General features: G+C 73.3%; 16 protein-coding genes and 1 other RNA gene. 14 read left to right on the top strand and 3 right to left on the bottom strand.

All coding sequences use genetic code 11. The features are described from left to right. Positions 1-324: 324 nt before the first annotated feature. Positions 325-3,132, bottom strand: a complete 2,808-nt coding sequence (locus ABTY61_RS11410) for an FtsK/SpoIIIE domain-containing protein (RefSeq protein WP_350504734.1) — start codon at positions 3,130-3,132, stop codon at positions 325-327. Between the two features lie 435 nt (positions 3,133-3,567). Between ABTY61_RS11410 and ABTY61_RS11415 the strand changes: the two genes are divergently transcribed. The 3 genes from ABTY61_RS11415 (at position 3,568) to prfB (ending at position 8,178) form a co-directional block, all read left to right on the top strand. Beyond that, the gene (locus tag ABTY61_RS11415; RefSeq protein ID WP_350504735.1) at positions 3,568-5,454 is read left to right on the top strand and encodes a serine/threonine-protein kinase; all 1,887 of its coding nucleotides are present in this window, start codon (positions 3,568-3,570) and stop codon (positions 5,452-5,454) included. Between the two features lie 291 nt (positions 5,455-5,745). Further along, the gene (locus tag ABTY61_RS11420; protein ID WP_350504736.1) at positions 5,746-6,999 is read left to right on the top strand and encodes a serine/threonine-protein kinase; all 1,254 of its coding nucleotides are present in this window, start codon (positions 5,746-5,748) and stop codon (positions 6,997-6,999) included. 66 nt (positions 7,000-7,065) lie between these two features. Further along, entirely contained in the window at positions 7,066-8,178 is a 1,113-nt protein-coding gene (gene prfB, locus ABTY61_RS11425; protein ID WP_350504737.1) for a peptide chain release factor 2, read from the top strand. Between the two features lie 76 nt (positions 8,179-8,254). Here the strand turns inward: prfB and ABTY61_RS11430 are convergent, their stop codons facing one another. Continuing rightward, positions 8,255-8,449: a hypothetical protein gene (locus tag ABTY61_RS11430; RefSeq protein ID WP_097237691.1), complete on the bottom strand. Its 195-nt coding sequence runs from the start codon at positions 8,447-8,449 to the stop codon at positions 8,255-8,257. Between the two features lie 368 nt (positions 8,450-8,817). Here ABTY61_RS11430 and ftsE point away from each other — a divergent pair, with 368 nt between their 5' ends. From ftsE to ABTY61_RS11470, 8 genes are all read left to right on the top strand, one after another. Next, complete coding sequence (gene ftsE / locus ABTY61_RS11435; protein WP_030059730.1) at positions 8,818-9,507, top strand: cell division ATP-binding protein FtsE; 690 nt, start codon at positions 8,818-8,820, stop codon at positions 9,505-9,507. 77 nt (positions 9,508-9,584) lie between these two features. Continuing rightward, on the top strand, positions 9,585-10,496 hold the full coding sequence (gene ftsX, locus ABTY61_RS11440) for a permease-like cell division protein FtsX (protein ID WP_350504738.1): 912 nt from the start codon (positions 9,585-9,587) through the stop codon (positions 10,494-10,496). Positions 10,497-10,609: 113 nt separating this feature from the next. Next, positions 10,610-11,746 carry a S41 family peptidase gene (locus ABTY61_RS11445; RefSeq protein ID WP_350504739.1) on the top strand — a complete coding sequence of 379 codons (1,137 nt, stop codon included), beginning with the start codon at positions 10,610-10,612 and terminating at the stop codon, positions 11,744-11,746. 63 nt (positions 11,747-11,809) lie between these two features. Beyond that, positions 11,810-12,286, top strand: a complete 477-nt coding sequence (gene smpB / locus ABTY61_RS11450) for an SsrA-binding protein SmpB (RefSeq protein ID WP_350504740.1) — start codon at positions 11,810-11,812, stop codon at positions 12,284-12,286. Positions 12,287-12,372: 86 nt separating this feature from the next. Beyond that, positions 12,373-12,754: a transfer-messenger RNA gene (ssrA, locus tag ABTY61_RS11455) on the top strand. Positions 12,755-12,906: 152 nt separating this feature from the next. Continuing rightward, positions 12,907-15,210, top strand: a complete 2,304-nt coding sequence (locus ABTY61_RS11460; RefSeq protein WP_350504741.1) for a HelD family protein — start codon at positions 12,907-12,909, stop codon at positions 15,208-15,210. A 348-nt stretch (positions 15,211-15,558) separates the two neighbouring features. After that, positions 15,559-17,031, top strand: coding sequence for an NAD-dependent malic enzyme (locus ABTY61_RS11465; RefSeq protein WP_350504742.1), 1,473 nt, complete (start codon positions 15,559-15,561; stop codon positions 17,029-17,031). A 533-nt stretch (positions 17,032-17,564) separates the two neighbouring features. After that, complete coding sequence (locus tag ABTY61_RS11470; protein WP_030059737.1) at positions 17,565-17,846, top strand: HU family DNA-binding protein; 282 nt, start codon at positions 17,565-17,567, stop codon at positions 17,844-17,846. 69 nt (positions 17,847-17,915) lie between these two features. Here ABTY61_RS11470 and murA read toward each other — a convergent pair whose 3' ends face one another. Then, positions 17,916-19,256, bottom strand: coding sequence for a UDP-N-acetylglucosamine 1-carboxyvinyltransferase (gene murA, locus ABTY61_RS11475; protein ID WP_350504743.1), 1,341 nt, complete (start codon positions 19,254-19,256; stop codon positions 17,916-17,918). A 300-nt stretch (positions 19,257-19,556) separates the two neighbouring features. Here murA and ABTY61_RS11480 point away from each other — a divergent pair, with 300 nt between their 5' ends. The 3 genes from ABTY61_RS11480 to ABTY61_RS11490 all read left to right on the top strand — a co-directional run bounded on the left by ABTY61_RS11480 (position 19,557) and on the right by ABTY61_RS11490 (position 22,229). Further along, complete coding sequence (locus ABTY61_RS11480; RefSeq protein WP_502895272.1) at positions 19,557-20,150, top strand: YqgE/AlgH family protein; 594 nt, start codon at positions 19,557-19,559, stop codon at positions 20,148-20,150. Positions 20,151-20,248: 98 nt separating this feature from the next. Continuing rightward, positions 20,249-20,530 carry a DUF3039 domain-containing protein gene (locus ABTY61_RS11485; RefSeq protein ID WP_350504745.1) on the top strand — a complete coding sequence of 94 codons (282 nt, stop codon included), beginning with the start codon at positions 20,249-20,251 and terminating at the stop codon, positions 20,528-20,530. A gap of 88 nt (positions 20,531-20,618) precedes the next feature. Next, positions 20,619-22,229, top strand: coding sequence for a beta-N-acetylhexosaminidase (locus ABTY61_RS11490; protein WP_350504746.1), 1,611 nt, complete (start codon positions 20,619-20,621; stop codon positions 22,227-22,229). Positions 22,230-22,532 lie beyond the last annotated feature (303 nt).

Genomic DNA, 22,532 nt, shown 5'->3' on the forward strand with positions numbered 1-22,532 from the left:
ACGGGGCCGCCGCCCGCGCGGGCGGCAGCTTGCGTGGGAGGCGGTCGCGCAGGACCGCCACCGGGGCGTGCATCGGGGAGGGCAGGCCGGGGAGCAGGGCATGGGCCAACTCGGTTGCCGTGCTGCCGCGTTCCAGCCGTTGGGCAGCGAGGGGCGCCAGCTGCTGTGCCAGGCCGTCGGGAAGCACGGTGAACGACCGCGTGCGCGCAATGGCCCGTGCGCTGTTGATGTTTGGGCGGGGTGGGTGGGTGGGGTAGCCGGGTGTTCGGGTGGGTCCGGGCGCTTGCACGCGGGCCCACCCGATGTCTGAGCTGCCGGCGGGGCTCAGCGGGAGGCGGCGCGTTGGAGGGCGCTGGCGAGGAGGGCGAGGTCGGTGGGGCCGTTGCCGAGTTCGCGGACCGGGCGGCGGGCGGGTGGGGCGCCGAGTTGGAGCGGGTCCATCGCGACCACGGTGGGGCGCAGGGTGGCGGTGCGGGGGATGCGGCCGCTGACCCGGGCGGTCTGGAAGGCGGTGACACCGCCGTCCGGGCGGCGCAGGTAGCCGCGGCCGGGGGTGTCCTCGGGAAGGGCTGCCGCGTCGCCGAGGTGGATCAGCAGGTCGGAGTCGGCCGGGTCCTCGGTGCGCAGGGCGATCCGCAGCAGGGCGGCCTCGTCGACCTCGGTGCCGGCGCTCTCCTCCGGGCGGCCGGTGGCGACGGCGAGGTGGATGCCGAGCGGGCCGCCGCGCCGGGCGATGGCGGCGAGTGCGCGGGCCAGCGGGCGGCCGACCGGGGCGGTGGGGGAGAGCAGCGCGTCGTAGTCGTCGACGACGACGATCAGCCGGGCCGGGACGGGCGCGGCGGGCGGGGCGGCGGCCCGGGGGCCGTCGGCGCTGCGCGGCGGGATGATCCGGGGTACGGCGGCGGCCGAGCCGGCGCCGACGGTGGCGGGGACCGGTACCGGGTCGAGGCTGTGCTCGTCCAAGATCCGCGTGGCGTGCCAGGAAGCGAAGTCCAGCCCGTCGAACAGCCGCTCCCGCAGGGCGAGTTCGTCCTCCAGTGCCTCGGCGGCGAGGAGTGCGGCGCGCGGGTCGGCGGCGGCGTTCACCCGGCCGGTGACGTGCGGCAGTTCGGTGCAGCCGTCCAGGCCGTCCTGGCCGTCGCCGGTGGCCCGGCCCTCGATGATGGTGACGGCGAGGCGTTCGGGCCGCTCGGAGACGGCGAGCGAGGCGACCAGGGTGCGCAGCAGCTCGGTCTTGCCGGAGCCGCGGGCGCCGCCGATCAGCAGGTGCGGGCCGCCCGGGTCGGGGGAGGGGAGGGCGAGTTCCGGGTCGGCCAGGTCGAGGGTGCACAGCTCGTCCCGGGTGGTGCCGAGCAGTGCGGTGGCGGCGCCGATGCCGCCGGCGTGGGCGGCCCAGCGGGCGGACAGTTTGGCCGGGGTGACGGTGTCGAGCTGGAGCAGGTCGAGCAGCCGCAGCGCGTCCGGGAGCGGGCCGCGGGAGGCGGGGGCGGCCTCGCGCAGCGGGGCGAGGACGCGGGCCAGCCGCTCGGCCCAGGCGTCGGAGACGGCGTCCAGCGAGACCTCGTGCAGGGTCTCCCGGCCGCGGGCGACCGGGCGGTCCAGCGAGAGCTGGGTGCCGACCTCGCCGGTGATCAGAGCGGTGGCGCCGAGGCCCCGGGGGAGCAGCTCGGGCTGTTCGGCCAGGCAGATCGGGAAGATGCCGACCGCCGGGCCCTGGCGCAGCAGCAGGTCGAGCGCGTGCCGGGCGGCCTCGGTGGCCGGGCGGCCGTCCACCACGACGACGGTGGCGGGGTGGCCGCCGAGGCCGGTCGGGCCGCTGAGCCGGGCGGTCAGCTCGGTGAGCCGGGCGGTGGCCTGGTCGTCGTCGAGGCCGATCAGCAGTCGGCAGTCCTGGCCGTCGGTGGGGCGCAGGTGGGGGAGCCACAGCGCCCAGGCCCAGGTGTCGACGCGGTCCTCGGGGCTGCGGGCCGGGTCGGCGTCGACCACGACCAGGCTGAGCCCGGTCGGCGGGTGCAGCGCGGCGAGCTGGGCGACGACGGCGCGGGTGAGCGCGTCGAGGCGTTCGCGCGGGCCGCTGAGGCCGAGGCTGCCGGCGGTCTGCAGGTCGAGGGTGACCGGGACGGCGGGCAGCAGGGTGCCGGGGGTGGTGCCGGGGCCGCCGGGGCGGTCGGCGGTGCCCAGCCGCAGGGTGAGCGCGTCGGGGTGGCCGGGGCCGCGCTCCCAGAGCCGGGGGCCGGGGCCGACGGCGTTGAGCAGCACGGTGGCGAGGTCGGGCCAGCGCTCGCGCTGGGCGGCGGCCTGGCGCAGCCGGACCGCCGCGTGGTGGCGTTCGGCGCTCTCCTGGCCGGGCGGCTCGGCGGCGCGGCCGGGCAGCAGCGAGAACAGGCCGCGGCCGCGGCCCGGGGCGGGCTCGGGGGCGGCGGGCGGTTCGTGGACGGGCGGCGCGGGCCGGACCGGGCCGGCGGCGGCGAGCTGGAGGTGGCCGTTGCCGTCGGGCAGTGCGGCGCGGTTGGTCCGGCCGAGCGGTTCGAGGAGTTGGAGGGTGGATTCGCCGATCCGCAGCAGGGCGCCGTGCTCGAGCGGGACGGCGGCCTCGGGCGGCAGGGGCGGGACGATCCGGCCGTCCAGGGTGGTGCCGTTGGTGGAGCCGAGGTCGCGGACGGTGGTCCGGCCGTCCTCGCCGAGGTGGAGGGAGAGGTGGAGCCGGGAGACGTCGGGGTCGTCGAGCGGGACGTCGGCCTCGCCGGAGCGGCCGATCCGGATCTCCCGGCCGTGCAGCCGGTGCACGCCGCCGGCGTCCGGGCCGCCGACCACGCGCAGTTCGGCTGCGGCGGGGGTGTCGTCGGGGTCGTCGGCGGTCGGGTCCGGCTCGTTGAGGCTGAGGACGGCGCCGTCGAGCAGCGGGGGGTGGCCGAGCAGGGTGTGCTCGTCCACCCGGTGCGCCCCGGTGTACAGGTGCACATGGGTGGCGGCCCGCGGTCCGCGCACGCCGACGGCGCCCGCGAGCGCGCCCGCGATGGCGCCGAGCGCGGTGCCGACGGGCGCGGTGACCAGCACGTCCACGTAGGGGATGGCGGAGCCGGCGGCGGTCGGGCCGCTGCGCGGTCGGAGGACGGTCAGCCGGATCTGCATCTCGCCCGCGGGTCCCTTCTGCTGGTGTGATGCCTGGTACCGCTGCCCGGGTGTCGTACCGCGCCCGGGGTGTCGTCGCGGACACGCGGGGGCGCGTCGCGGCGACCCTTTGGGCCACACGAGTGGCGAGTGTCCATCCTGCCATCCGGCGTGGACAGTCCGCGCGCGGTACCGGATTTGACGATCTTGCGATCATCGCCATGGTGGAGGCGACGGAGGGTCAGGTCAACCGTCGCCCGGCCCGCCCTGCGGAGGGGCCCGGCCACCGCCTCCGGGCAGTCCCCTAGGGGATGTCCCCCAACCCTGCTCCGACGGCCAGCCGGTCACCTCAAAAACCCGTACGGACACCGTTAGAGTGGCCGCACACGGGCCCGGCAGGCTCACCGCGACCGGCGGGGGAGCGCCCCGCGGGCGGCACGGCGAGGAGTGCGACAGGTGCGGCCAGTCGGCAGCAAGTATCTGCTTGATGAAACCCTGGGGCGGGGTGCCACCGGGACGGTCTGGCGCGGTCTGGTGCGCCAGGACGTGCAGGCGCCGGGCAGCGAGCCCGGGCAGCAGGTGGCGATCAAGGTGCTGCGCGAGGAACTGGCGGCCGACCCGGACGTCGTGATGCGCTTCCTGCGCGAGCGCTCGCTGCTGCTGCGGCTGAGCCACCCGAACATCGTCCGGGTCCGCGACCTGGTCGTCGAGGGCGAACTGCTGGCGCTGGTGATGGACCTGGTGGAGGGCCCCGACCTGGCCCGCTACCTGCGCGCCAACGGCCCGTTCAGCCCGATCGCCGGCTCGCTGCTGATGGCCCAGGTCGCGGACGCGCTGGCGGCCAGCCACGCGGACGGGATCGTCCACCGCGACCTCAAGCCGGCCAACGTGCTGCTCGCCTCCACCGTGGTGCAGGGCACCGAGCAGATGCACCCGCTGCTCACCGACTTCGGCATCGCCCGGCTGGCCGACTCCCCGGGCGTCACCCGCACCCATGAGTTCGTCGGCACCCCCGCGTACGTCGCGCCGGAGTCGGCCGAGGGCCGCCCGCAGACCTCCGCGGTGGACGTCTACGGCGCCGGGATCATGCTGTACGAGCTGGTCACCGGCCGCCAGCCGTTCCAGGGCGACAGCGCCCTGGCGGTGCTCCAGGCCCACCTGGCGCAGGAGCCGCAGCGGCCCAGCACCATGCCCGAGCCGCTCTGGACGGTGATCGAGCGCTGCCTGCGCAAGGACCCGGCGCAGCGGCCGAGCGCCACCGCGCTGGCCCGCGCGCTGCGGGTGGTCGCGGCCGGGGTCGGGGTGCACGCCTCCCCGGCGGCGGTGGACGAGGCGCTGGCGGTCGGCGCCCTGCTGCTGCCGGACCCGCAGCCGACCGCGGTGCCCGGCACTGTGCCGGTCGTCCCCGGCGGGCCCGGCTTCCCCGGGGCCGAGGACCGCACCCAGGTGCTGCCCGCGCCCCCGGGCGGCCCGCAGTACGACCCGGCCGCGGCGACCCGGGTGATGGGCACCCAGCCGCCGCCCGCGCCCCCGTACGGCACCCAGGACCGCACCCAGGTGATGCCGCCCACCGCCGTGCCGCCGCCCCCGCCGGTCGGGCCGCCCGGGCCGCAGGAGGAGGCGCCGCACCCGTGGCAGACCCAGCTGCGGGCGGCGCGCGACCGCAACCAGCAGACCCAGGTCGGCTACTTCGGGCCGGAGGACTTCGAGGACCCGCAGGTCGCCCCGCAGCCCTACCAGGCGAACCAACGGGGCCAGGCCGATCAGCGGGGCCAGGCGAACCAGGCGGGCCCCGGCTACCAGCCGCAGCCGCCGGCCGGCTACCGCCCGGACCAGCGCCGGCAGCCGCCGCAGCCCGGCTACGCCCAGCGCCCGCCGGTCGCCCCGCCGCCCTACCAGGTCAACCAGGGCGGCCAGGCGGGTCAGGGCGCCCAGGGCGGCGGCCGTCCGCAGCCGCCCGGCGGCTACCGGCAGGCCCCGCCCGGCCACGGCCGGCCGCAGGGCGACTACCCGCCGCCGCCCCCGCCCACCCCGGTGCCGCGCCGGGCCGAGCCGCCCGCGCCGCAGTACCGGGAGCCCCGGCCGCCCCGGGAGGAGCCGCGCGAGCCGTCCCGCCGGGAGAGCGCCCCGCCGCGCGAGCGGCGGCCGCGCGGCCGCAACCGGATGTACATCCCGGGGCTGGGCTGCCTCAAGGGCTGTCTGATGGTGCTGCTGGTGCTGGCGGTGGCCGCGCTGGCGCTGTGGAACTTCACGCCGCTGCCGCACTACTGGGACAACGTCGTGGGCTGGTTCGACACCGCCCGGGACTGGGTGAACAACATCTTCGGCAGCTCCGGCAACTGACGCGGGCCCGGCGGCGGGCCCGGGTACGGGCCCGCACGGCGAGGGGACGGCGAGGGGACGGCGAAGGGACGGCGGGCCGCCCCGGCGGCTGACCGGGTGTCCGGACCCGGCCCGGAAGCCAGGATTGACGCTTTGTCGACAATCCGCGAGATTTCTCGCCCCGGACTGCCGCTCCACGGCCCCCAGGCGGCCCGCTCCGGGGGTCCGGGCGCGTAGGTTGGTCGCTGTTGTCCCGCCCCACCGAGCGCGCCCGGACCCCCGGAGCGCTCCCGCGCCGCCCACGGAGCAGCATTGGCACGCAAGATCGGCAGCCGGTACACCGTCCACCAGGTGATCGGCCGGGGTTCGGCCGGGACGGTCTGGCTCGGTGAGGGGCCCGACGGCCCGGTGGCGGTCAAACTGCTGCGCGAGGACCTCGCCGCCGACCAGGTGCTGGTCGGCCGCTTCGTCCAGGAGCGCACCGCGCTGACCAGCCTGGACCACCCCCGGGTGGTCGGCGTGCGCGACATGGTCGTGGACGGCAGCGACCTCGCCCTGGTGATGGAGCTCGTCCAGGGCACCGACCTGCGCTCCCGGCTGGAGCGGGACGGCGCCCTCCCGCCGCAGGCCGCCGCCTCGATCATCGCCGACGTCGCCGACGGCCTGGCGGCCGCGCACGCGGCCGGGATCGTCCACCGCGACGTCAAGCCGGAGAACGTCCTGCTCGACCTCGCCGCCGCCCCCGGCCCGGGCGGCGCCCCGCGCGCCAAGCTCACCGACTTCGGGGTGGCCCGCCTGGTCGACGCCCCGCGCCGCACCCGGGCCACCCGGATCATCGGCACCCCCGACTACCTCGCCCCCGAGATCATCGAGGGCCTGGAGCCGCGCGCCGCCGTCGACATCTACGCCCTCGCCACCGTGCTGTACGAACTACTGGCCGGCTCCACCCCGTTCGGCGGCGGCCACACCGGCGCGGTGCTGCGCCGGCACGTCACCGAGCAGGTGCCGCCGATCCCCGGGCTGCCGGACGGGCTGTGGCGGATCATCTCCGAGTGCCTGGCCAAGGCCCCGGCCTCCCGGCTGCGCGCCGCCGAGCTGGCCGCCCGGCTGCGCGAGCAGCTGCCCTCGCTGGCCGGTCTGCCGGTGCTGGCCGTGCCCTCCCAGGGCCGCGCCCCGGCCGAGGAGCAGCTGACCCCGGGCGAGGCCGTCTACGCCGAGGTCGACGCCGGCCCGGGCACCCACAAGCGCCGCCGCGGCCCGGCCGTCCCGCTGGTGCCGGGCGTCGCCCCGGACTCCACCCGGGACACCCACACCAGCCTGCGGCGCCCCTCGGCCGACGAGCTGGCCGCGTACGCCGCCGAGTCCCGGGCCCAGCGCACCGCCCCGGGCCACCGCCGGGACCGGGCGGCCCTGCTGCGCCGCCGCCGGCTGCTGGCCGTCCTGCTGGCCACCGTCCTGCTGCTGGCGGGCGCCGCCGCGGCCTGGACGGCCTTCGCGGCCACCGAGCCGGGCGCCGGCCACCCGGTCCGCCCGGCCGTGCACAGCACCGCTCCGCGGGCTCCGTAGCCCGGGGAACGGCAGTGGAACCGGGGGTGTCGTCATGACCACCCCCGGAACCATTACGCTGGGGGCGTGGCAGCCGTCGATCCTTCCGAAGAGCTCAAGAACCTCGATACGACCATGGGGTCGATCGAGGCCGTCCTCGACCTGGACAAGATCCGGGCCGACATCGCGGTCCTGGAGGAGGAGGCAGCCGCCCCCACCCTGTGGGACGACGTCGCGAACGCGCAGAAGGTGACCAGCCGGCTCTCCTTCCTCCAGGGCGAGCTGCGCCGGGTCGAGGGGCTCCGCAGCCGCATCGAGGACCTGGGCGTGCTGTTCGAGCTCGCCGAGGCCGAGAACGACGCGGACACCCGCACCGAGGCCGAGGCCGAGCTGGTCTCGCTCCAGAAGGCCGTCGAGGAGCTGGAGGTCCGCACCCTCCTCTCCGGCGAGTACGACGCCCGCGAGGCACTGATCAACATCCGTGCCGAGGCCGGTGGCGTGGACGCCGCCGACTTCGCCGAGCAGCTGATGCGCATGTACCTGCGCTGGGCCGAGCGGCACGGGTACCCGACCGAGGTGTACGACACCTCGTACGCCGAAGAGGCCGGTATCAAGTCCGCGACCTTCACCGTGAAGGTGCCCTACGCCTACGGCACCCTCTCGGTCGAGCAGGGCACCCACCGCCTGGTCCGCATCTCGCCCTTCGACAACCAGGGCCGCCGGCAGACCTCCTTCGCAGGCGTCGAGGTGCTCCCGGTCGTCGAGCAGTCCGACCACGTCGACATCGACGAGTCCGAGCTGCGCATCGACGTCTACCGCGCCTCCGGCCCCGGCGGCCAGGGCGTCAACACCACCGACTCGGCGGTGCGCATCACGCACATCCCGACCGGCGTCGTGGTCTCCTGCCAGAACGAGCGCTCGCAGATCCAGAACAAGGCGTCCGCGATGAACGTCCTCCAGGCCAAGCTGCTGGAGCGGCGCCGCCAGGAGGAGCGCGCGGCGATGGACGCGCTCAAGGACAGCGGCAGCTCCTGGGGCAACCAGATGCGTTCCTACGTGCTGCACCCGTACCAGATGGTCAAGGACGTCCGCACCGCGTACGAGGCGGGCAACCCGCAGGCGGTCCTGGACGGCGACATCGACGGCTTCATCGAGGCGGGCATCCGCTGGCGCAAGCAGCGCGAGGCAAGCGCCGAGTAGCAGCAGGGCGCACAGCAGGCACACGCGAAGGGCCCCGACCGCAGCGGTCGGGGCCCTTCGTCGTACCGCGGAATCCTCAGGCCAGCGCCTGCCGCGCGATCAGCGCCACCGCGAGCAGCCCGGCCAGCAGGGCCAGCAGCAACGCGGGGGAGAGCGCGGCGAACGGCCCCTGCTGCTCCTGCAGCCGGGCCCGGTTGGCGCGGCACACCGGGCAACGCCCGTCGCTGACGCGGCCGTTGCAGTTGGCGCACACCAGATGGTCGCAGGTCATGCGATCTCCTCCTCGCTGCTACAGCCAACGCACCGGACGGGGCTTTGGTTCCCTCTTCTTACCTGTACGGGGGAGTCTGCCCTGTACGGGGGAGCGGCCGGACACGGCCGCCACCTCCACTCTGCCAGGTTCTGGCCGTTCCGGCTCCCGGGCTGTGAGATGGCTCGCAATTATCGGGGCACAACCGGACATTCTCCCCCAGATTCCGAAGTCCGTCCTGGGCTGTCCCTGCGGGCCGACCGCCGGTTCGCGTATGGTCCCAGACCGGGAGCGGCCCTCCGCGCTCCCATCGCCCGCCCCCGGACCCGGCCTCCGGGGCGGACCGACCGAGGACTGGCGCCGCCTAGGATGGCCTCCGTGATGCAGCCGTGATCAGATTCGACAACGTCTCCAAGACCTATCCCAAGCAGAACCGTCCCGCCCTGGACAACGTCTCGCTGGAGATCGAGAAGGGTGAGTTCGTCTTCCTGGTCGGCTCGTCCGGCTCGGGCAAGTCCACCTTCCTGCGCCTGTGCCTGCGCGAGGAGCGTCCCTCCACGGGCGCGGTGCACGTGCTGGGCAAGGACCTCGGCAAGCTGTCCAACTGGAAGGTGCCGCACATGCGCCGCCAGCTGGGCACCGTCTTCCAGGACTTCCGCCTGCTGCCGAACAAGACGGTCGCGCAGAACGTCGCCTTCGCGCTGGAGGTGATCGGCAAGCCCAAGAGCGCCATCAACAAGGTGGTGCCCGAGGTGCTGGAGCTGGTCGGTCTCGGCGGCAAGGAGGACCGGATGCCGGGCGAGCTGTCCGGTGGTGAGCAGCAGCGTGTCGCGATCGCCCGGGCCTTCGTGAACCGCCCGATGCTGCTCATCGCGGACGAGCCCACCGGAAACCTGGACCCGCAGAACTCGGTCGGCATCATGAAGCTGCTCGACCGGATCAACCGCACCGGCACCACGGTGCTGATGGCCACCCACGACCAGGCCATCGTCGACCAGATGCGCAAGCGGGTCATCGAACTCGACAAGGGGCTGCTCGTCCGCGACCAGGCCCGCGGCGTCTACGGGTACCAGCACTGACCGACCGGCGCTGACCCGTAGGGCCGCAGGCCCGGCCCGTCCGACCACGCAGTACCGACCCTGGAGTTGTTTCCCGCATGCGTGCCCAGTTCGTCCTGTCGGAGATCGGTGTGGGTCTCCGACGCAACCTGACCATGACCATCGCGGTCGTGGTCAGCGTCGCGCTCTCCCTCGCCCTCGCCGGTTCCTCGCTCCTGGTCCGCGACCAGGTGAACTCCATGAAGGGGTACTGGTACGACAAGGTCGAGGTGAGCATCTACTTCTGTACCAAGGCGGATGCCCGCAACTCGCCGCAGTGCGACAAGGGCGCGGCCACCGACCAGCAGGTCCAGGACATCAAGGACCAGCTGGACAAGATGAGTTCGGTCGTCCAGTCGTCCACGTACGAGAGCTCCGCAGAGGCGTACAAGCACTGGAAGGACATGAACCCGGACAACCCGCTCATCTCCGTCCTGGGCCCGGACGCCATGCCGCAGTCCTGGCGGGTGAAGCTCAACGACCCGACCAAGTACGACGTCATCCAGAGCGCCTTCGCGGGCAAGCCCGGCGTCAAATCGGTCGAGGACCAGCGGAAGATCCTGGAGAACCTGTTCGGCCTGCTCAACGGCCTGCAGACGGCGGCGTTCGTGATCATGGTGTTGATGCTGTTCGTCGCGTTGCTGCTGATCGTCAACACCGTCCGGGTGTCGGCGTACAGCAGGCGGCGCGAGACCGGCATCATGCGCCTGGTCGGCGCCTCGAACTTCTACGTCCAGATGCCGTTCATCGCCGAGGCCGCGTTCTCCGCGCTGCTCGGTGCGGCGCTGGCCTCCGGCCTGCTGGTCGGCGGGCACTTCTTCGTCCAGGGCTGGCTGGCCGACCGGGTGCAGTTCATCCACTTCATCGGCCTCGGCTCGGTGCTGGCGGTGATCCCGCTGCTGGTCGTGGTCGGTATGGGCATGGCCGGCATCGCGGCGTTCTTCACGCTGCGCAAGTACCTCAAGGTCTGATCCCCGGAAGTCGCTTCGGCCCCGTACGGCACTGCGCCGTACGGGGCCGTCGTCGTTCCGCGCTCCCCCGTTCCGGCCCGCCGCCCGCGGAGCGGTGTCTACACTCCGGTGCCATGCTGCAAACTCCGCGCGGGGCGCGTCAGGTGGCCGCCCTCAGCCTGGTGTTCGGTGCCGTGCTGCTGGCCGGGGCCGCGACCGGCGCCTGGGGTGACCCGGGCGACCCGCCGCGCCGCGCCTCCGCCGACGTCGCGCCGGCCGCCGCCGGGCCCCCGGCGGACCCGGCGGGCGCCGCGCTGTCCGAGCAGCAGGCCGAGCACCTGCTGGCGGCCGGCGGCGACCGCTGGGGCGCGTACTACAGCGCCCAGGAGTACGCCGAGTTCAGCCAGGGCCTGGACGGCCGCTACCCCGGGGTCGGCCTGTCGGTCGGCCGCGGCGAGGACGGCGTCACCGCCGTCTCCCAGGTCACCCCGGCCGGACCGGCCGCCGAGGCCGGGATCGCCCCCGGCGACCGGCTGCTGCGGATCGACCGCGACCAGGCCGACCGGCTGCCGGTCACCGAGGTGGTCGCCCGGCTGCGCGGGCAGGGCGACGAGCGCCGGGCCGGCTCCGAGGTCACCCTGGCCGTCCAGCGCGACGGCGGCGAGGTGCGCGAACTGCGGCTGCGGCGGGTGCTGCTGGACAGCCGGCAGGTCACCGCGGAGCACCTGGACGGCGGCGTGCTGCGGATCACCGTCCGGGCCTTCACCAGCGGCGTGGCCGACCAGGTGCGCGCCGCGCTGCGCGCCCCGCACACCGGTGTGGTGCTGGATCTGCGCGGCAACTCCGGCGGGTTGCTGGACGAGGCGGTCGGCACCGCCGGGAGCTTCCTGGACGGCGGCGCCGTCGGCTCGTACCAGGAGCGCGGCGAGAAGCGGGAGTTGACCGCCCCGCCGGGCGGTGACCGGCGCACCCCGCTGGTGGTGCTGGTGGACGGCGGCACGATGAGCGCCGCCGAGCTGCTCGCCGGAGCCCTCCAGGACCGCAGCCGCGCCGTGGTGGTGGGCGCCCGGACTTTCGGCAAGGGCACCGTCCAGCAGCCCAGCAGGCTCGCCGACGGAGCGGTGCTGGAGCTGACGGTCGGCCGCTACTACACCCCGGCCGGACGCTCCCTGGACGGCACCGGCCTGACCCCGGACGTCCCGGCCGCCGCGGGCGAGGACGCCGACGCCCTCGCCCTGCGCGTCCTGGCCGGGCTCGGCACCCGGACCTGACCCGGCCGCCGGGCGTTAAAGCGGCTGCCCGACCCGGCGTCGAAGTGCGAGAATGGCCGCGCTATGGCAAAGGAAACCGGACACAAGCTGATCGCGCAGAACAAGAAGGCGCGACACGAGTACACGATCCTCGACACCTACGAGTGCGGCCTCGTACTCACCGGCACCGAGGTCAAGTCGCTGCGCGAGGGGCGGGCCAACCTGGTCGACGGCTACGCCTACATCCAGAACCGCGAGGCCTGGATCGACAACGTCTTCATCCCCGAGTACACCCAGGGGACGTGGACCAATCACGCGGCCCGGCGCAAGCGCAAGCTGCTGCTGCACAGGATGGAGATCCAGAAGATCGAGACCAAGGTCCGCGACGCGGGCCACACCCTGGTCCCGCTGTCCCTGTACTTCAAGGACGGCCGGGTCAAGCTCGAACTCGCGCTGGCGGTCGGCAAGAAGCTGTACGACAAGCGCCAGACGCTGCGGGAGAAGCAGGACACCCGCGAGACGGCGCGTGCCGTGGCGGCGGCCCGACGGCGCCAGGGTTAATCCGCTGGACCCTCGCCCGTCGCCTCGCGTACTATGGCGTCAGCAACACGGACGGTCACCGTCCGAGCTGTTTCTCAAAAAAACATGGGGATGATCGGTTTCGACAGGGGATGTTGAAACAGGGGAAGCGAGCCGAGGAACGCGGCAATGATCTCGTTAACCACGTGTCGCAAAAAAATAATCGCCAACTCTAAGCGCGATTCCCAGCAGTTCGCTCTCGCTGCCTAATAAGCACCGATAGCGCTTGGGTGTCAGACCGGGGAGTTCCCGACCCGGACCCTGGCATAATCTAGGGAACTCAACCGTCCGCCCGGGCTGCGAGGGCGGATGGGAAATCAAACAGCAGCTGGGCCTGTTGGCGGCTTGTCCGCGTGACTGCCAGGGCCGAGAAAATCACAGCGGACTGCGCTCGGAGAAGCCCTGAATTAACTCCACTGGACCCGGGTTCGATTCCCGGCATCTCCACCACCCCATGTTCACACCGAAGGCCGTCCACCGCTGATGCGGAGGGCGGCCTTCGGATTTTGTACGTTCCGGAGCAGCGCGTGCGGGGGGTCGCGGCGTAGGATCATCCGTCCGCTCGTTTTCCGGAGCCGGATTCCGTCGCAACCACCGAGGCCATGCAGAGCAACACGGACACCACCCCCACCGCCGATCACGAGACCGTCCGGGCACGTGAGATCGCCGGTGAGCAGCAGCACCTCGACACCGTCTACCACCGGTTGGAGGAGAAGCTCGCCGAGGCGGAGTACATCCTGGAGGACGCCGCCAAGCGGGTCCAGGTCGGCACTCCCGGCGCCCTCGCCGAGCGCGACGCCCAGGTCTACCGGGCCGGCGCGCACCTCCAGCGGCTCAACAACGAGTTCGAGGACTTCCTCTTCGGCCGGATCGACCTCCAGCAGGCCGATGCCCCGGAGGAACACGGCATCCCCTCGAACACCCCGCTCGACCCGGCCGACCCGGCCGTCGCCGAGACCCTCCACATCGGCCGCCTCGGCGTGCTGGACGCCGAGTACGGCCCGCTGGTGATCGACTGGCGGGCCCCGGCCGCCGCGCCGTTCTACCGCGCCACCCCGGTGGAGCCCGGCCGGGTGATCCGCCGCCGGGTGATCCGCTCCAAGGGCCGCAAGGTGATCGGCGTCGAGGACGACCTGCTGCGCCCCGATCTCACCCCGACCCTGGGCGGCCGGGAGCTGGCCGTGGTCGGTGACGGCGCGCTGATGGCCTCGCTCGGCCGCGCCCGCAGCCACTCCATGCGGGACATCGTCTCCTCCATCCAGAAGGAGCAGGACGAGGTGATCCGGGCCGCCGCGGCCGGGGCCACGCTCGTCACCGGCGGCCCCGGCACCGGCAAGACCGCCGTCGCTCTGCACCGCGCCGCGTACCTGCTCTACCAGGACCGCCGCCGCTACGCCGGGGGCATCCTGGTGGTCTCGCCCACCGCGCTGCTGGTCTCCTACACCGAGGGCGTGCTGCCCTCGCTGGGGGAGGAGGGCCAGGTCGCGATCCGCGCGGTCGGCTCGCTGGTGGACGGCATCGAGGCGGGCACCTACGACGCCCCGGAGGCGGCCCGGGTCAAGGGCTCGGCCCGGATGGTCCACCTGCTTCGCCGGGCCGCCCGGGCGGCGCTGGAGCTGGGCGCCCCGCAGGAGCTCAAGGTGGTCGCCCGCGGCGAGGTGCTGAAGCTGGACGCGGGCCGGCTCAAGGCCGTCCGCGGCAACGTGGTGGGCTCCGGCGGCACCCCGCTGAACCTGCTGCGCCCGCGCGCCCGCCGGCTGCTGCTGGACGCCCTGTGGCAGGAGGCCACCAGGCACCTGCCCAGGCCCACCGACCACTACGCCCGGGAGCAGCGCCAGGAGGAGAAGGAGTCCTTCGACGACTACGTCTCGGACGAGTCGTCGTTCCTGGACTTCCTGGACGCCTGGTGGCCGGCGCTGACCCCGCGCCAGGTGCTCGGCACGCTCAAGCAGACCCGGCACACCAACCGGATCGCCCGCCGCGCCGTGACCCCGGACGAGGCCAGGCTGCTGGCCGCCTCCTGGCGCCACCTGTCGCCGCGGGGCGAGGGCGAGCTGTCCGCGCACGACGTGGCGCTGGTGGACGAGTTGCAGGTGCTGCTGGGCGAGCCCGCCCGTCCGAAGGTCCGCGAGGTGGACGCGGTGGACCTGCTGAGCGGCCTGGAGGAGGTCACCACCTTCGCCGACCGCAACTCCCGCCAGCGCGAGCGCCAGCCGGTGGAGCGCAAGGAGTACGCGCACGTCATCGTGGACGAGGCCCAGGACCTCACCCCGATGCAGTGGCGGATGATCGGCCGGCGGTCCCGGATGGCCACCTGGACCATCGTGGGCGACCCGGCGCAGTCCTCCTGGCCGTTCCCCCAGGAGGCCCAGGCGGCGCTGGACGAGGTGCTGGCCGGCAAGCCGCGCCGCCGCTTCACGCTGACCGTCAACTACCGCAACCCGGCCGAGATCGCCGAGGTCGCGGCCAAGGTGCTGGCGCTGGCCGCGCCGGGCACGCCCTCGCCGAGCGCGGTGCGCCACGTGGGCGTGGAGCCGCGCTTCGCGGCCGTCACCGACCCCTCGCCGGAGGCCTTCGGCAAGGCCGCCCGGGGCGAGCTGGAGCGGCTGCTGGGCGAGGTGGACGGCACCGTGGCGATCGTGGTGCCGATGGACCGGCGGGCCGAGGCGGCCGGCTGGGCCGAGGGCCTGGGCGAGCGCGCGGTGGTGCTGGGCAGCCTGGAGGCGAAGGGCCTGGAGTACGACGCGACGGTGGTCGCCGACCCGACCGGCATCGCCGGCGAGTCGGAGGCGGGCCTGCGGGTGCTCTACGTGGCGCTCACCCGGGCGACCCAGCGGCTGACCGTGCTGTCCGGCCCTGACGACCTGCCGGACGCGGCCGGCGTGCCCGCGCTGCTGCACGGCTGACGCACCCACGAAGAAGGCCCCTCACCGGTGGTGAGGGGCCTTCGGACGTTTACGACACCGACCCGCCATGCTCGCCTCGCGGCAAGTGGTCCCTCTGAGGGACGAAGGTTGGGCCCGGGGGCTTGGATCGAGCCGGTGTCCCGTCCAATGTAACGCATCGGCCGGGAGAGGCAAGGAGTGTGCGCCCCGAGACTGTGGGCGACGCGGTCGGCTTGTCGGATCCGCACACTCAATGAACGTTATTTCTGGCAATCCCTTGGAAGGTGCGACGATCGAGGTCTAGCATGCGCAGGCGATGCCTTCAACAAAATGTTGAGCCTGCGGGACAGACGGAAGAAGGAAGCGTCGATGGCGACGGTGCCCAGTGTCTCCAACTCGATCACGGTGCGACTGGAGGTCCCGGCCCGCGGCAACGCGGTCAGTGCGATCACCACGGCAGTGGAGTCCTCCGGCGGATCGGTGACCGGTCTCGACGTCACCGCCTCCGGCCTGGAGGCGCTGCGGATCGACGTGACCGTCGCGGCCTCCTCGGTGGCGCACGGCGAGGAGATCGTCGAGAAGCTCCGGGCGATCGACGGCGTGTCGATCGGCAAGGTCTCGGACCGCACCTTCCTGATGCACCTCGGCGGCAAGATCGAGATGTCCTCGAAGCTGCCGATCCGCAACCGTGACGACCTGAGCATGATCTACACCCCGGGCGTGGCCCGGGTCTGCATGGCGATCGCCGAGAACCCCGAGGACGCCCGCCGCCTGACCATCAAGCGCAACAGCGTCGCCGTGGTCACCGACGGCTCGGCGGTGCTGGGCCTGGGCAACATCGGCCCGGCGGCCGCGCTGCCCGTCATGGAGGGCAAGGCGGCCCTGTTCAAGCGCTTCGCCGGGATCGACGCCTGGCCGATCTGCCTGGACACCCAGGACAGCGACGAGATCGTCGCCATCGTCAAGGCGATCGCCCCCGGCTTCGCGGGCATCAACCTGGAGGACATCTCCGCGCCGCGCTGCTTCGAGATCGAGGCCCGGCTGCGCGAGGCCCTGGACATCCCGGTCTTCCACGACGACCAGCACGGCACCGCGATCGTGGTGCTGGCCGCCCTCACCAACGCGCTGAAGGTGGTCGGCAAGGAGATCGGCGACATCCGGGTGGTGATGTCGGGCGCCGGCGCCGCCGGTACCGCGATCCTCAAGCTGCTGCTCGCCGCCGGTGTCGAGCACGCCACCGTCGCCGACGTGCACGGCGTGGTCCACCTGGGCCGTGAGGACCTCAACGACAGCCTGCGCTGGATCGCCGAGCACACCAACCGCTCGGGCCGCACCGGCAGCCTCAAGGAGGCCGTGGCGGGCGCGGACGTCTTCATCGGCGTCTCGGCCCCGAACGTCCTGGACGGCGACGACCTGGCCACCATGGCGGAGCAGTCGATCGTCTTCGCGCTGGCCAACCCGGACCCGGAGGTCGACCCGGCCGTGGCCCGGCACACCGCCGCCGTGGTCGCCACCGGCCGCAGCGACTTCCCGAACCAGATCAACAACGTGCTGGTCTTCCCGGGTGTCTTCCGCGGCCTGCTGGACGCCCAGAGCCGCACGGTCAACACCGAGATGATGATCGCCGCGGCCCGCGCGCTGGCCACCACCGTCGCCGACGACGAGCTGAACGCCAACTACATCATCCCGAGCGTCTTCCACAAGGACGTCGCCAAGACCGTCGCCGCCGCGGTGCGCGAGGCGGCCCTGGCCGACGCCCAGGAGCCCGCGACGCCGTCCCGTCCGACCCCCGGCATCGTCGGCACCCTGGACACCTCGGCCTTCCCCACCGTCAAGCTCTGAGGGCCCCGGCCGGGCCCCCTCGGGTCCGGCCCGGCGCCGCGTCGCCGTTCGGTCAAATGTCCGATTAGCGGCCATACCCGCCCAAGCCCGCCCCGAACCCTTGCGACACAAGGGCGAGGGGCGTGTTTGGGCTTGTCGTGCCTAGGGCGTACGGTAGCCCTGCACGGGGCAGGCGTGTCCGACAAGTACGGAACGTCCCCCTGGTCTTCCGGCGCGTCGTCCCGACCGCCGCCCTCGTCCGGTCCGCCGGAGCCGACGGAGCGTCACACCTCCGACGGACGGGCGATGTTCGGGTGGCTCGGCCGGGGCCCGATTGGCTTTCTCGGGGCCGGTCGGGGCAGGATTCGTTCCCAGGCAGGCGGGCGGGCCTTTTCGACGGCTCCAGCGCGCGGCATCGGGTGCGGACCCGGCCTGCGACCACGCATTGCCTTGCATGAGCACAGTGTGCGGACCTGCGGCCCATCCGGGTGCCCCCCGGTGGGAGCACCGATGGGCCCCCGCACACCGCAAGCGAACAGACCACAGGAGTACACATGAACCGCAGTGAGCTGGTGGCCGCGCTGTCCGAGCGCGCCGAGGTGACCCGCAAGGACGCCGACGCCGTTCTGGCCGCCTTCGCCGAGATCGTCGGCGAGGTCGTCGCCAAGGGCGACGAGAAGGTCACCATTCCCGGTTTCCTGACCTTCGAGCGCACCCACCGCGCTGCCCGCACCGCCCGCAACCCGCAGACCGGTGAGCCGATCCAGATCGCGGCCGGCTACAGCGCCAAGGTGAGCGCCGGCTCCAAGCTGAAGGAAGCCGCCAAGGGCGCCTGATCCACCCTTGAACGCCCGAGAGGCCGGGCTCCCCGCGGGGAGCCCGGCCTCTCGCCGTGTGCGCGGTCGTTACGCGTCGACCAGCTGCTCGCTGGGCAGCTCGACGTGGGCGCCGAGGTCCCGCAGCTTCTCCATGAAGTTCTCGTAGCCGCGGTTGATCAGGTCGATGCCGTGCACGGTCGAGGTGCCCTCGGCCGCCAGCGCCGCGATCAGGTACGAGAAGCCGCCGCGCAGGTCAGGGATGACCAGCTCGGCGCCCATCAGCTTGGACGGGCCGGAGACCACCGCGGAGTGCAGGAAGTTGCGCGCCCCGAAGCGGCACGGGGTGCCGCCCAGGCACTCGCGGTAGAGCTGGATGTGGGCGCCCATCTGGTTGAGCGCGCCGGTGAAGCCCAGGCGCGACTCGTACACCGTCTCGTGGACGATGGACAGGCCGGTGGCCTGGGTCAGCGCGACCACCAGCGGCTGCTGCCAGTCGGTCTGGAAGCCCGGGTGCACGTCCGTCTCCAGGGCGATCGCCTTGAGCTCGCCGCCCGGGTGCCAGAAGCGGATGCCCTCGTCGTCCACCTCGAAGGCGCCGCCGACCTTCCGGAAGGTGTTGAGGAAGGTCATCATCTCCAGCTGGCGGGCGCCGCGGACGTAGATGTCCCCCTTGGTGGCGAGCGCCGCGCAGGCCCAGGAGGCGGCCTCCAGGCGGTCCGGGAGGGCCCGGTGGTTGTAGCCGTTCAGCTCGTCCACACCGGTGATCAGGATGGTGCGGTCGGTGCCCAGGGTGATGATCGCGCCCATCTTCTGCAGCACGCAGATCAGGTCGACGATCTCCGGCTCGATGGCCGCGTTGCGCAGCTCGGTGACGCCCTCGGCGAGGACGGCGGTGAGCAGCACCTGCTCGGTCGCGCCGACCGAGGGGTAGGGCAGCTCGATCTTGGTGCCGCGCAGCCGCTGCGGGGCGACCAGGTAGGTGCCCTGCGGGTGCTTCTCGATGCTGGCGCCGAACTGGCGCAGCACCTCGAAGTGGAAGTCGACCGGGCGGCCGCCGATGTCGCAGCCGCCCAGGCCCGGGATGAAGGCGTGGCCGAGGCGGTGCAGCAGCGGGCCGCAGAACAGGATCGGGATCCGCGAGGAGCCGGCGTGGGCGTCGATGTCGGCGACGTTGGCGCTCTCGACGTGCGAGGGGTCGAGGATCAGCTCGCCGTCCTCGTCGCCGGCGCGCACGGTCACGCCGTGGAGCTGCAGCAGGCCGCGGACCACCTTGACGTCGCGGATGTCCGGGACGTTGCGCAGTCTGCTGGGGCCCTGGCCGAGGAGGGCGGCGACCATGGCCTTGGGGACCAGGTTCTTCGCTCCGCGGACGCGGATCTCGCCTTCGAGCGGGTTTCCGCCGTGGACCAGCAGGACGTCGTCGGTCATCGTTCTCGCAATCCGGGGTGCCAGAGGAGTGGGAACGGCTCCGGTGACGGAGCCGCAGGTGGACCGGTGGTACGGGCGTACGGGCGCGTTCGGGCCCCCGGAGAATCCGAGTCGGCACCGTAGAGGGGCGTCCACCATCCGTAGATGGTAGTGGGCGTCCCGGTGGTTCCCGTCTGCCTCTCCCGTGATGGTGCTCTCTCCGGCCCCGCTCCCGCCCGCCGGTACGGCCGTACGGGTGTTCGTCCGGCGTGGCGGGGTTTCGGGTGTTGCGGTGTCCGACCGGTGCCGTTCTGCGGGATCATGTGTGGCATGACGGCGGCCCATTCGTACGGAGGCCGGTCGCACACCGGCCGTCTGCTCGTCGCGACGCCCGTGCTCGCCGACCCGAACTTCGCCCGGGCGGTGGTACTGCTCCTCGACCACGACACCGAGGGGGCGCTCGGCGTGGTGCTCAACCGGCCGACCCCGGTCGAGGTGGGCAGTGTGCTGGACGGCTGGGGCAGACTCGTCGGGCAGCCCGCGGTGGTCTTCCAGGGCGGGCCGGTGGCGCTGGACTCGGCGCTCGGCCTGGCGGTCGCGCCGGGGGAGCCGGGCAGCGGCGAGCCGCTCGGCTGGCGCCGGGTGCACGGCGCGATCGGCCTGGTCGACCTGGAGGCACCGCCCGAGGTGCTGGCCGGGGAGCTGGGGAGCCTGCGGATCTTCGCCGGGTACGCCGGCTGGTCGCCGGGCCAGCTGGAGGCGGAGCTGGAGAGCGGCGCCTGGTACCTGGTGGACTGCGAGCCCGGAGACGTCTCCAGCCCCGAGCCGGAGCGGCTGTGGCGCTCGGTGCTGCGCCGCCAGCGCGGCCCGCTGGCCCTGCTGGCGACCTACCCGGACGACCCCACGATGAACTAGGGCCCGCCCCTACCGGGCCCCGTGCCGACGCCCCCGGAAACCCGGGCCGCGGCGCGACACTGGCCCGGTTTCCGGGGGCGCCCATAGACTTGGCACCCATGAGCACTCTTGAGCCCGAGCGCGGCCTCGGCACCGGCACCCTGGTCGAGCCCGTCCCGCAGGTGTCCAACGGGGACGGCGACCACGAGCGCTTCGCGCACTACGTCCAGAAGGACAAGATCATGGAGAGCGCGCTCTCCGGGTCCCCCGTCGTGGCGCTGTGCGGCAAGGTGTGGGTGCCCGGGCGCGACCCGAAGAAGTACCCGGTCTGCCCGATGTGCAAGGAGATCTACGACGGCATCGGCAAGCCGCAGGGCGGCGACGGGGACAAGGACAAGTAGTCCGCCGTTCGCGGAACGCCGTTTTGCATAGCACCGCGTTTCCGAAGTGGTCTATGCCAATCGTTCCGGGCCTGGGCAGGATGTCGGAATGGACCTCATTCCCGCACCTTCGAGTGCCGTCCGGCGCCTGGGCGAGGACTTCCCGCTCGACGCCGCCACCACGCTGACCGCGCCGCCCGGGCTGGCCGACGCCGAGCGGTGGCTGCGCGGCACGCTGACCGCCGCCACCGGCCTGCCGCTCGCCCCGGGCCGGCCGGGCACCGGCGTCGAACTGGTCCTGGACGACACCCTGGCCGCCGAGGCGTACCGGATCACGGTGCGCCCCGGCCACGCCCTGCTCGCCGCGGGCGGCCCGGCCGGCGCCCTGTGGGCGGCCCAGACCCTGCGGCAACTGCTCGGGCCCGACGCCTACCGCCGCGCCCCGCTGCGCGGCGAGGGCTGGGTGCTGCCGGGCGCGGACATCGCGGACGCGCCCCGGTTCGGCTGGCGCGGCGCGCTGCTCGACGTCGCCCGGCACTTCCTGCCCAAGGCGGACGTGCTGCGCTTCGTCGACCTGCTGGCCGCGCACAAGCTCAACGTGCTGCACCTGCACCTGACCGACGACCAGGGCTGGCGGGTGGAGATCAAGCGCTACCCGAGGCTCACCGGGCGCGGCGCCTGGCGGGAGCGCTCGATGGTCGGCTACCGGTCCGGGCAGCGCCGGGACGACCGCCCGCACGGCGGCTACTACACCCAGGACGACCTGCGCGAGATCGTCGCCTACGCGGCCGCGCGCGGGATCACCGTCGTCCCGGAGATCGACCTGCCCGGCCACACCCAGGCCGCCGTCGCCGCCTACCCCGAGCTGGGCAACACCGACGTGGTGGACACCGCCGCGCTCGGCGTCTGGACGGACTGGGGGGTGAGCCACCACGTGCTCAACGCCTCCGAGGAGACCCTGCGCTTCTTCGAGGGGGTGCTGGAGGAGGTCCTGGAGCTGTTCCCCTCCGAGTTCATCCACCTCGGCGGTGACGAGTGCCCCAAGGAGCAGTGGAAGGACAGCGCCGCCGCCCAGGCCCGGATCCGCGAGCTCGGCCTGGCCAACGAGGACGAGCTGCAGAGCCACCTGATCCGGCACTTCGACCGCTGGCTGGCCGGGCGAGGCCGCCGGCTGATCGGCTGGGACGAGATCCTGGAGGGCGGGCTCGCCCCGGGGGCGGCGGTCTCCTCCTGGCGGGGCTTCGGGGGCGGGATCGCGGCGGCGAGGGCCGGGCACGACGTGGTGATGTGCCCCGAGCAGCACGTCTACTTCGACCACCGGCAGGCGGACGGTCCGGACGAGCCGATCCCGGTCGGCTTCGTGCGCACGCTGGAGGACGTCTACCGCTTCGAGCCCGTGCCGGAGCAGCTGGACGGGGACGCGGCCCGGCACGTCATCGGCACCCAGGCCAACCTGTGGAGCGAGTTCACGGACAGTGCCCGGGACATCGACTACCGGGTCTTCCCCCGGCTGGTCGCCTTCGCCGAGGTCGCCTGGTCCGCGCTGCCGACCGTGCCGGCCGAGCGCGACTACGCGGACTTCGAGCGGCGGCTGCGCGGCCACCTGGCGGTGCTGGACGCGCTGGGGGTCGAGTACCGCCCGGCCGACGGGCCGCACCCCTGGCAGCGCCGGCCGGGGGTGGCGGGGCGGCCGATCGAGGGGCCGCCGCCGGTGCGCTGAGGCGGTGCGGGCGGTGCGGGCGGTGCGCTGATGTGTCCGTCGGGAACTTATGGACGGTCATCTGACGTCAAGAAGAGATGAACATCTGTCCCGGCCCTGTTCGGGTCGGGGCAGATACCGTCCGGTATCCGTCCCAATCGGGCAGTCCCGTTCACCGGTCCCGAAATGATCATCGAGCATTGTGTGCCAGAGTTGCCCAACCCGGCCCGATCGCCCGTACCCTACGGCCAGGCCGGGCTGCTGACGCGGACAGTGCGGCCACGGCCGCGGGCGGCAGGCGATCGATGAGCAAGTGGAGCACGG

The sequence above is a fragment of the Kitasatospora sp. NPDC096128 genome (assembly GCF_040303105.1).
GTDB lineage: Bacteria > Actinomycetota > Actinomycetes > Streptomycetales > Streptomycetaceae > Kitasatospora.

Coding starts and splice junctions, on each gene's coding strand:
- ABTY61_RS11410 (WP_350504734.1), bottom strand. CDS start 3,132: ATGCAGATCCGGCTGACCGTCCTCCGACCGCGCAGCGGCCCGACCGCC.
- ABTY61_RS11430 (WP_097237691.1), bottom strand. CDS start 8,449: ATGACCTGCGACCATCTGGTGTGCGCCAACTGCAACGGCCGCGTCAGC.
- ftsX (WP_350504738.1), top strand. CDS start 9,585: ATGCGTGCCCAGTTCGTCCTGTCGGAGATCGGTGTGGGTCTCCGACGC.
- ABTY61_RS11445 (WP_350504739.1), top strand. CDS start 10,610: ATGCTGCAAACTCCGCGCGGGGCGCGTCAGGTGGCCGCCCTCAGCCTG.
- smpB (WP_350504740.1), top strand. CDS start 11,810: ATGGCAAAGGAAACCGGACACAAGCTGATCGCGCAGAACAAGAAGGCG.
- ABTY61_RS11460 (WP_350504741.1), top strand. CDS start 12,907: ATGCAGAGCAACACGGACACCACCCCCACCGCCGATCACGAGACCGTC.
- ABTY61_RS11465 (WP_350504742.1), top strand. CDS start 15,559: ATGGCGACGGTGCCCAGTGTCTCCAACTCGATCACGGTGCGACTGGAG.
- ABTY61_RS11470 (WP_030059737.1), top strand. CDS start 17,565: ATGAACCGCAGTGAGCTGGTGGCCGCGCTGTCCGAGCGCGCCGAGGTG.
- murA (WP_350504743.1), bottom strand. CDS start 19,256: ATGACCGACGACGTCCTGCTGGTCCACGGCGGAAACCCGCTCGAAGGC.
- ABTY61_RS11480 (WP_502895272.1), top strand. CDS start 19,557: ATGTGTGGCATGACGGCGGCCCATTCGTACGGAGGCCGGTCGCACACC.
- ABTY61_RS11485 (WP_350504745.1), top strand. CDS start 20,249: ATGAGCACTCTTGAGCCCGAGCGCGGCCTCGGCACCGGCACCCTGGTC.
- ABTY61_RS11490 (WP_350504746.1), top strand. CDS start 20,619: ATGGACCTCATTCCCGCACCTTCGAGTGCCGTCCGGCGCCTGGGCGAG.